Raw genomic sequence first — 9,183 nt, 5'->3', positions numbered from 1 at the left:
GTCCGCCTCGAACGGGCGTGAGCGGCGCAGCACGCGTCGCCTGACCGGTGGCGAACGGCGCTCTCGTTCACATCTACTGAGCGAAAGCGCCGCTCGCTCAGGCGACAGGGGCGGCGCGGAGGCGGGCGACCGCCTCGCGAAGGACCTCGTCGCGCTTGCAGAAGGCGAAGCGGAGCAGGGTCGGGGCGAGGTCCGGGTCGTCGCAGAAGACGCTCACGGGGACCGCGGCCACGCCGAGGCGCTCGGGCATGGCACGGGCGTAGGCGGCGGCGTCGGTGATCCCGAGCGGGGCGAGGTCGGCGACCACGAAGTACGTGCCGCGCGGCTCGAACACCCGCATCCCGGCCTCGCGCAGGCCCTCCACCAGCAGGTCCCGCTTCGGCCGCAGGTCCCCGGAGATCGCCGCGTACACCTCGTCCGGCAGCGCCAGCGCGTTCGCGACGGCGGGCTGGAACGGGGCGCCGCCGGCGAAGGTGAGGAACTGCTTGACCGCCCGCACGGCCGCGACGAGCTCGGCCGGGCCGTGCACCCAGCCGATCTTCCAGCCCGTCACCGAGAAGGTCTTGCCCGCGCTGGAGACCGTGAGCGTGCGCTCGGCCATGCCCGGCAGGGTGGCCATCGGGACGTGCCCGGCCCCGAAGGTCATGTGCTCGTAGACCTCGTCGGTGATCACGACGGCGTCGTGCGCGATCGCGAGGTCCCCGATCGCCCGCAGGGTGTCCCGGCCGAACACCGCGCCGGTCGGGTTGTGCGGGGTGTTGACCAGCACCGCCCGCGTCCGCGGGCCGAACGCCGCCCGCAGCTCGGCCGGATCGGGCTGGAAGTCCGGGGCGCGCAGCGGGACGGTCCGCCGCGTGGCCCCGGCCATCGCGATCACGGCCGGGTACGAGTCGTAGTACGGCTCGAAGACCACGACCTCGTCGCCCGGCTCGCAGAGCGCGATCACGGCCGACGCGATGGCCTCGGTGGCCCCCATGGTGACGAGGACGTCCCCGGCGTCGAGGCCGTGGAAGCGCTTCTGGTGCTCCGCGACGGCCTCCCGCAACGCCGGTAGCCCCGGCGCCGGCGGGTACTGGTTGGCCCCGCCCTCGGTGATCGCCGCGGCGGCGTCCGCCAGCAGCGAGGCCGGCCCGTCCGTGTCCGGGAAGCCCTGGCCCAGGTTGATCGCGCCGGTGCGCACGGCGAGCTGGGTGATCTCGGCGAAGATCGTCGAGGTGAACGGGCGCAGCCGCGGGACCAGCACGGCTACCAGCCTCGCATGTCGACGGGCCACCGCTCGGCGACCTGCTCGCCGTCGACCAGCCACATCGCCTCGTGCAGCGCCACGGTCGGGTCGACGTGCGCCGGCACCACGCGGATCCGGTCGCCCACCCGCAGCCGCAGGCCCCCGGGCGCGAAGGTGGTGTGCTCGTCGGAGCAGAACCAGACCTGGGCGCCGGGGATCGTGGGGTTGCCGTGGTCCATGCCCAGCGCCTTGAGCCCGACGTCGACGACCGCCCACTCCGCCGCCACCGAGATCACCGTGCCCAGCACGAACACCGCCTGCTCGAACGGGTGCCCGAGCTGCGTGTAGGCGCTGTCCATCAACGCGTACGAGCCCGCCTGGATCTCGGTGGCCCACTCGTTGACGTCGTAGGTGCCGGTGCCGCCGGCGCTGACGAGCTCCCCGCCCACGTCCCGCGCCGCGACCGCGAGCTTCTCCATCGCCTCGCGGACGAGCCGGCGGCGCTCCTCGGCGGGCTGCGCCATCATCAGGTGGCCCTCGTAGCCCATCACCCCGCGGACCTCGAGGCCGTTGCGCCGGGCGAGATCGGCCAGCTCGCCGGCCTTCTCGGGCGGGCAGCCGCAGCGGGGCAGGCCGACGTTGACGTCGATCACCACCTCGAGGACGTTGCCGCGCAACGCCGCCGCGATCGTCTCGCGGGAGTCGACGGCCAGGGTGATCCGGGCGCCGTCCCGGACGAGCTTGCCGAGCCGGGAGGCGTCGACGACCTCGTTGGCCAGCAGCAGGTCCCCGCCGAGGCCGTGCTCGGCCATGACCTCGCACTCGCGGATCGTGGCGCAGGTGAAGCCGGGATGGCCGTTGTCCCGCTGCCAGCGCGCCAGCGACGTGCACTTGTGCGCCTTGACGTGCGGGCGCAGCCGGGCCCCGGGGAGCGCGGCGCTCATGGCGTCGAGGTTGCGGCGCAGGGCGCCCCGCTCGACGAGCAGCGCGGGGGTGGTGAGGTCGTCGACGCGCACGAGCGGACGCTACATGCTCGGCACGGGCAGGCGGGCCAGGCGACGCAGGGCGCCGGGGGCCACCTTGGACAGTGCGTAGGCGGTGCGGCTCTCCACGGTGAGCAGCTGGATCGGGCGGTTCGCCTCCACCGCGGCGACCATCGCGTCGGCGACCCTGTCCAGCGGGTACCGGCGGCGCTTGAGCAGCCGGTCGGTGGAGCGGCGCCGCTCGGCCGCCGTCGCGTCGTCGACCCCGACGAACCGCGCCGACCCGCCGATGCCCGTCGGCAGGAAGCCGGGGCAGAGGGCCGTGACGCCGATGTCGTCGCCCGCGAGCTCGGCCCGCAGGCACTCCGACAGCATCAGCACCGCGGACTTCGTGGCGCAGTAGGCCGGCAGGAAGGTCGTCGGGGTGAAGGCGGCGGCGGAGGCCACGTTGACCAGGTGCCCGCCCTCGCCGCGCTCCCGCATCCGGGCGGCGAAGAGCCGGCAGCCGTGCACCACTCCCATCAGGTTGACGTCCACGATCGCCCGCCAGTCCGCGGGCCCGTGGTCGAGGAAGGGGCCGGAGACCGCGATGCCGGCGTTGTTGACCACGACGTCCGGCACGCCGACCTCGGCGCACACCCGGTCGGCGAACGTGGCCATCGCGTCGGGGTCGGCGACGTCGACCTCGTAGGCGTGCCCGCCGGTCTCGAAGGCGGTCTGCCGGGCCGTCGAGAGCTCCTTGTCCGCCGCGACGACCACGGCGCCGCGCCGCGCGAAGCCACGGGCCACCGCGCGGCCGATCCCGCTGCCCGCCCCCGTGACCAGCACGACGCGGTCGGTCCACCGTCCCGGGGTCGACACCGTCCGGCGCGGAGCCGGATCGGGCCCGGTCACGGCGTCGACCAGCTCCCGGACGCAGCGGGCGACCACGTCCGGACGGCTGCGGGGCAGCCAGTGCCCGCCCGCCACCGGGCGGAAGCGGAAGTCCGCGGCGAACCGCCCGGCGCTCGCCTGCAGCGCCGGGGTGACGTACCGGTCCCGGGTCGGGGCCAGGACCTGCACGGGCACCTCCGTGCGGCGCTCCCCACCGCCCCGCCCCAGGTTGGCGCGGTACAGCTCGAGCCCGCGCACCGCGTCCCGCGCCGCGGGCCGCGGCATCCCCTCCCGCCGGGCGACGAGGCCGCCCGCCAGCCCCGATCGCCAGAGCAGCTCGGGCAGCCGCGGCAGCTGGAAGAAGCCGACGTACCAGGAGCGGCCCGCCTGCCGGAGCCGGTCGCGCAGCCGTGCGCCGCGGGCGAAGGCGCCGACGTGCGCCAGGCACGGCCCGGAGATCGAGGTGAAGGAGGCGAACCGCGCGCGCAGCCCCGGGTCGGTGACCGCCTGCCACGCCTGGATCGAGCCCCAGTCGTGCGCGAGCAGGTGCACCGGCCGGTCGGGCGCGACGGCGTCGAGCACCGCGACGAGGTCCGCCGCCAGCCGCTCGACCCGGTACCCCTCGCGGTCGGCCGGGGCCTGCGAGGCGCCCGCGCCGCGGACGTCGTAGGTCACCACCCGGAACGTGTCCGCCAGCAGGGGGACGACGGCGTCCCAGACCGTGTGGTCGTCCGGGTAGCCGTGCACCGCGACGACGACCGGGGCGTCGTCGGGACCGGCGACGTGGACGGCCAGGTCCAGTCCGTCGGGGGTGCGGACGGTGCGTGCCTCGCTGTGCATCGGCGAAGCGTAGCTACTGATCAGTACGTGACGCGTGCCACACCTGTTCGGGGAACCGGAACAGCGCACCGTGCAACGGACCTTGAACCACCCGGAACACCACCGGCGGGTACGAACGCGACCGGGCGACGTCGCCGGGCGATCCGGACCCGTGTGCACGAGGAAGGCCCCCGCCGTTGCCCACACCACCTGCGACGCCCACCACGCCGGGCCGCGCGCGCATCGCCCTCCTGCTGGGCGCCCTGATCGCGCTCGGCCCGCTCACCATCGACATGTACCTGCCCGCGCTCCCGGGCATCGTGACCGAGTTCGCGACCACCTCGTCGACGGTCCAGCTCACGCTGACCGGCACGCTGGTCGGCCTCGCGCTGGGTCAGCTCTTCATCGGCCCACTGGCGGACGCCGTGGGTCGCCGTAAGCCCCTGCTGATCGGGACCGCGGTCCACGTCGTCGCCTCGCTGCTGATCGTGGTGGCCCCGACCATCGCCGTGCTCGGCGTGCTGCGCGTCCTGCAGGGCGTCGGGTCGGCCGCCGGTGCGGTCGTCGCGATGGCCGTGGTCCGGGACCTGTTCACCGGACGCGCCGCGGCCACCCTGCTCTCCCGGCTGATGCTCGTCATGGGCGCGGCCCCGGTGCTCGCGCCGACCCTCGGCGGCGAGCTGCTGCGGGTGGCGGACTGGCGCGGCGTCTTCGTCGCCCTGGCCGTGTACGGCCTGGTCATCCTGGGCGTGCTGGCCCTCGCCCTCGGCGAGACGCTGCCGCCGGAGCGCCGGCGCAGCGCGGCCGTGGTCCCCACCCTGCGGGCGTACGGGACGCTCTTCCGCGACCGCGTGTACGTCGGCCTGATCCTGGTCGCCGGGTTCGCCATGGCCGGCATGTTCGGCTACGTCTCCGGCTCGAGCTTCGTGTTCCAGGAGGAGTTCGGGCTCGACGCCCAGCAGTTCGGCCTCCTGTTCGGCGCCGGCGCCATCTTCCTGATCGGCGCCACGCAGGCCAACGCCGCGCTGCTGCGCCGCTTCGAGCCGCGGCAGCTGCTGCTCACCGCCAGCGTGTCCGGGACCGTCGCCGCGGCCGTGCTCGCGGTGCTCGCCGGCACGGGGACCGGCGGCCTCCTCGGGGTGCTCGTGCCGCTGTGGGCGGTGCTGGCCTCCGTCGGGCTCGCCCTGCCCAACGCGCCCGCCCTGGCCCTGTCCCGGCACGGCGAGCGGGCCGGCACCGCGGCGGCGCTGCTCGGCGCGGTCCAGTTCGGCGTCGGCGCCCTGACCTCGCCGGTCGTCGGCCTGCTCGGCAACGACGCCCTGGCCATGGGGCTGACCATCGCCGGGTCGCAGGTGCTCGCGCTGGGCGTGCTCCTGGCCGTCGTCCGGCCGTGGTCGCTGGGGAACATCGACGAGGACCCCACGGTCGAGGTCGCCGCACCGATGCCCGCGCGGGCCCTGGAGGAGGACGAGCGACCCGCGGTCGCCTGATCCGGCGGACCCCCGACGGCCCCGGCCTCCCGTGCCGGGGCCGTCGGCGTTCCCGGGGCCGCTCAGGCCTCGCGCTCCAGCCGCTCGATCGCCCACCGGGCCCAGTCGCGGACCGCCTCGTACTGCCGAAGCCCGAACTCGGCCGCGAGCTGGCCGAAGCCCTCCGCGCCCGTCATCGGGGCCGCGGCGTGCTCCTCCCGGACCGTCCGCAGCTCGGTGGCGCCCTGCTCGGTGGCCTCCGCGATCCGGCGGAGCACGACGAGCGCGTCGGCCGGCTCGAGCGCGGAGAGCAGGAACATGCGCAGCACCTGCTCATTGCGGACCTTGGCCTGCTTCGGCGGGGTCAGCAGCCAGGTGCGCAGCTCCTCGCGGCCGGCCGGGGTGACCGCGTAGGTCCGCGCGCCGCGGGCGCCCTCGTGCGTGACCTCGACGAGGCCGGCCTCGGCCAGCCGGTTCAGCTCCGGGTAGATGCTCGTGTGGCCCGCCTGCCAGGCGTACCGGCCCAGGTCGCGCTCGAAGGCCTTGGTCAGCTCGTAGCCGCTCCGGGGGTGGACGGAGAGCAGACCCAGCAGCGCGTGCGGCAGCGACATGCGCACAGCCTACCTGTCGACATCGACATGTCACTATTGACAGGTAGGTCGCAGAGGGTGCACCGTTCACCCATGACGACGACGGAGACGCCGCTCTACCTGCAGGGCCACCTCGCCCCGGTGCCGGACGAGATCGAGGCCGTCGACCTGCCCGTCACGGGAACGCTCCCACCGGAGCTCACCGGCCGGTACCTCCGGAACGGGCCGAACCCGCTGCCCGGCCAGGACCCCGGGCACTGGTTCGCCGGCCAGGGGATGCTGCACGGCGTGCGGGTCCGGGAGGGCCGCGCAGAGTGGTACCGCAACCGCTGGGTGCGCACCGGGACGATGGAGGGGCGCACCTTCCTCCGGCCGGACGGGACCTTCGACCGCACCGCCGTCGTCGCCAACACCCACGTGGTCGAGCACGGCGGGCGGATCCTGGCGCTGGTGGAGAACGGCTTCCCGTACGTCGTGACGCCGGAGCTGGACACGGTCGGGCCGGACGACTTCCGCGGCCGCCTCACCACGGCGATGACCGCGCACCCCAAGACCGACCCGGTCACCGGCGACCTGCACTTCTTCGGCTACGGCGCCCTGCCGCCGTACCTCACCTACCACCGGCTCTCCGCGGCCGGCGAGCTCGTGCAGAGCGCGGAGGTCCCGGTCGCGGGGCCGACGATGATGCACGACTTCGCGATCACCGACCGGCACGCCGTGTTCCTGGACCTGCCGATGACCTTCCAGATGCGGGCCGGCCTGCCCTACGGCTGGGACGACACGTACGGCGCCCGCCTGGGCGTGATGCCGCTCGACCGGCCCGGCGAGGTGCGGTGGTTCGAGATCGACCCCTGCTACGTCTTCCACGTCGGCAACGCCCACGAGGACGCCGCGGGGCAAATCGTGCTCGACGCCGCCCGCTACTCGCGGGACGCCATCGCGGCCGCCTGGGAGGCCATCGGCCCGAGCCCGTCCGGGCACGCGTCGGCCGCCGCGGCCGCCGGGGTCGCCACGCTGCACCGCTGGACGATCGACCCCGCCGCCGGGACCGTGAGCCAGGCGCAGCTGTCCGAGGAGGGCCTGGAGTTCCCGACCGTCGACGACGCGCGGGTCGGCCGGCCGAACCGGTACCTCTACGCCGTCTCCGACACCGAGGGGATCCTCCAGCACGACGCCGAGCGCGGGAGCGTCGCGGCGCACCACCTCGGGCCGCACGTCGTGGCCGGGGAGGCGGTGTTCGTCCCGTCCGAGGCACCGGACCGGGGCGAGGCGGACGGCTGGCTGCTCTCGATCACCACGACCCGGGACGGCCGGGCCTCCGAGCTGCTGGTGCTCGACGCGACGGACGTCGCCGGCGCGCCGGTGGCCCGGGTGACGCTGCCACGCGGGGTGCCCGCCGGATTCCACGGCTCGTGGATCCCCGACGCCGACCTGCCCTCCCCGGAGGTGCGGTGACCGCCGGGCTCATGGTGTGGAACGGCCGGCAGGTGCGGCGGGCGCGGGAGCGGGCGGCCGCGGCCCCCGCACCCGGAACAGGGGGAGGAACGCCTGCGTGAGCGGGCCGATCGCCAGTGCGTAGAGCACCGTGCCGATCCCGACGGTGCCGCCGAGCAGCCAGCCGGACACGAGCACCACGACCTCGATCGCCGTCCGCACCAGCCGGATCGACCGGCCCGTCCGGGCGGCGAGGCCGGTCATCAGGCCGTCCCGCGGGCCCGGGCCGAGCCGCGCGCCGATGTACGCGGCCGAGGCCACGCCGTTGAGCACGATGCCGCCGGTCATCAGGGCCACGCGCGCGGGCCAGGTGTGGGCCTCGGGGATCAGGGCCAGGGCGGCGTCGACCGACAGGGCGATCACCACGACGTTGGCCACGGTGCCGACGCCGGGCCGCTGCCGCAGCGGGATCCACAGCAGCAGGACCGCGGCGCCCGTGATCGCGGTGATCAGCCCGAAGCTCAGCGGCAGCCGGGTCTCCAGGCCCTGGTGCAGGACGTCCCACGGGTTGAGCCCGAGCGCCCCGCGGACCTGCATCGCCATCGAGGTGCCGTAGAGCGCGAGGCCGCCGAGCAGCTGCGGGAGCCGGCGCAGCGGGGCGTGCGTGACGGGGAGCGGGCGGAGATCCACCCTCCCAGGGTCGGTGGGGGTGGCCTGTCGGGAAAGGGCCAATCCACGACCGGTGGCCACGAGTGGACGGCGGCCCGTGCGCGCGTGGAAGAATCATGGCGAACGCGCGACTGGCGGCATACCGAGGATGGCAACGACCATCGGGGAGCTGACGTCCGCGGGGGTCGACCGCCTGGGCCCCCGCGTCACGAGGGAACCCATGACCGCACGACTGCTACCCGGCAAGCCCGTCGCCGAGCGGGTCCTGGCCGACGTCACCGCCCGGGCGGACGCGCTGCGCGCCCGCGGCGTCACCCCCAGCCTGGCCACGATCCTCGTCGGCGACGACGACGCCTCGGCCGGCTACATCCGGATCAAGCAGAAGCAGGCCGCGGAGCTCGGCATCGACTCGCCGCACACGCACCTGCCGCAGGTCACCACCCAGGAGCAGCTGGTCGCGACGATCCGCGGCTACAACGACGACCCCGCGGTGCACGGCCTGCTGATCCAGTACCCGATCCCCGGCCACCTGGACTACGACGCCGCGCTGGCCGAGCTCGACCCGGACATGGACGTCGACGGCATGCACCCGATGAACATGGGGCGCCTGGCCGTCGGCCTGCCCGGGCCGCTGCCCTGCACGCCCGCGGGCATCGAGGAGCTGCTGGCCTTCCACGAGATCCCGGTCTCCGGGCGCGAGGTCGTGATCCTGGGCCGCGGCGCGACCCTCGGCCGCCCGCTGGCGATGCTGCTCGCGCAGAAGCGGCCCACGGCCAACGCCGCGGTCACCGTGGTGCACACCGGCGTGCCGGACTGGGAGCGGTACACCACGCGCGCCGAGATCCTGATCGCCGCCGCCGGGGTGCCGGGGATCATCCGGCCCGAGCACGTGAGGCCCGGTGCGACGGTGATCGGCGGCGGGGTGCGGTACTCCGGGAAGAAGCTGCTCCCGGACGTCGACGAGTCCTGTGCCGAGGTCGCCGGCGCGATCACCCCGCGGGTCGGCGGGGTCGGCCCCACCACGGTCGCGATGCTCTTCCGCAACGTCGTCGCCGCCGCCGAGAAGGCGACGGAAAAGGCGACCGAGAAGGCGACGGGGAAGGCCTGAGCGCCCGGGACCC

At 74.9% G+C, this 9,183-nt stretch carries 8 protein-coding genes and 1 riboswitch; of the genes, 3 read left to right on the top strand and 5 right to left on the bottom strand.

The annotated features are described in order from the left end of the window. Window positions 1–97: 97 nt before the first annotated feature. From ABD990_RS31450 to ABD990_RS31440, 3 genes are read right to left on the bottom strand one after another with little or no spacing between them, the layout of a single operon-like run. A complete protein-coding gene (locus tag ABD990_RS31450) occupies window positions 98–1,243 on the bottom strand; it encodes a pyridoxal phosphate-dependent aminotransferase (RefSeq protein WP_345384431.1) in 1,146 nt (381 codons plus the stop codon). Window positions 1,244–1,245: 2 nt separating this feature from the next. Next, window positions 1,246–2,241: an alanine racemase gene (locus ABD990_RS31445; RefSeq protein WP_345384430.1), complete on the bottom strand. Its 996-nt coding sequence runs from the start codon at window positions 2,239–2,241 to the stop codon at window positions 1,246–1,248. A 9-nt stretch (window positions 2,242–2,250) separates the two neighbouring features. Beyond that, a complete protein-coding gene (locus tag ABD990_RS31440) occupies window positions 2,251–3,921 on the bottom strand; it encodes an SDR family oxidoreductase (RefSeq protein WP_345384429.1) in 1,671 nt (556 codons plus the stop codon). A 176-nt stretch (window positions 3,922–4,097) separates the two neighbouring features. Here ABD990_RS31440 and ABD990_RS31435 point away from each other — a divergent pair, with 176 nt between their 5' ends. Beyond that, a complete protein-coding gene (locus ABD990_RS31435) occupies window positions 4,098–5,390 on the top strand; it encodes a multidrug effflux MFS transporter (RefSeq protein ID WP_345384428.1) in 1,293 nt (430 codons plus the stop codon). A 62-nt stretch (window positions 5,391–5,452) separates the two neighbouring features. Here the strand turns inward: ABD990_RS31435 and ABD990_RS31430 are convergent, their stop codons facing one another. Continuing rightward, window positions 5,453–5,980 (bottom strand): PadR family transcriptional regulator, encoded by a 528-nt coding sequence (locus tag ABD990_RS31430; RefSeq protein ID WP_345384427.1) that lies wholly within the window; start codon window positions 5,978–5,980, stop codon window positions 5,453–5,455. Between the two features lie 72 nt (window positions 5,981–6,052). Between ABD990_RS31430 and ABD990_RS31425 the strand changes: the two genes are divergently transcribed. After that, window positions 6,053–7,414, top strand: a complete 1,362-nt coding sequence (locus ABD990_RS31425; protein ID WP_345384426.1) for a carotenoid oxygenase family protein — start codon at window positions 6,053–6,055, stop codon at window positions 7,412–7,414. Between the two features lie 9 nt (window positions 7,415–7,423). Here ABD990_RS31425 and yczE read toward each other — a convergent pair whose 3' ends face one another. After that, window positions 7,424–8,083 carry a membrane protein YczE gene (gene yczE / locus ABD990_RS31420; RefSeq protein WP_345384425.1) on the bottom strand — a complete coding sequence of 220 codons (660 nt, stop codon included), beginning with the start codon at window positions 8,081–8,083 and terminating at the stop codon, window positions 7,424–7,426. A gap of 96 nt (window positions 8,084–8,179) precedes the next feature. After that, window positions 8,180–8,268: riboswitch (ZMP/ZTP riboswitch) on the top strand. Between the two features lie 14 nt (window positions 8,269–8,282). On the opposite strand from yczE, the gene ABD990_RS31415 reads away from it, so the two are divergent. Then, window positions 8,283–9,170: a bifunctional 5,10-methylenetetrahydrofolate dehydrogenase/5,10-methenyltetrahydrofolate cyclohydrolase gene (locus ABD990_RS31415; RefSeq protein ID WP_345384424.1), complete on the top strand. Its 888-nt coding sequence runs from the start codon at window positions 8,283–8,285 to the stop codon at window positions 9,168–9,170. The last annotated feature ends 13 nt before the right edge of the window (window positions 9,171–9,183 follow it).

It is taken from the genome of Pseudonocardia yuanmonensis, from assembly GCF_039542425.1.
Lineage (GTDB): Bacteria > Actinomycetota > Actinomycetes > Mycobacteriales > Pseudonocardiaceae > Pseudonocardia > Pseudonocardia yuanmonensis.
Note: the sequence above shows the minus strand (reverse complement) of the source record. Positions and strands in the feature narration are given on the sequence as shown.

Excerpts from the sequence above, each read along its gene's own strand:
- ABD990_RS31440 (WP_345384429.1), bottom strand. The coding sequence starts at position 3,921 with ATGCACAGCGAGGCACGCACCGTCCGCACCCCCGACGGACTGGACCTG.
- ABD990_RS31430 (WP_345384427.1), bottom strand. The coding sequence starts at position 5,980 with ATGTCGCTGCCGCACGCGCTGCTGGGTCTGCTCTCCGTCCACCCCCGG.
- ABD990_RS31425 (WP_345384426.1), top strand. The coding sequence starts at position 6,053 with ATGACGACGACGGAGACGCCGCTCTACCTGCAGGGCCACCTCGCCCCG.
- ABD990_RS31415 (WP_345384424.1), top strand. The coding sequence starts at position 8,283 with ATGACCGCACGACTGCTACCCGGCAAGCCCGTCGCCGAGCGGGTCCTG.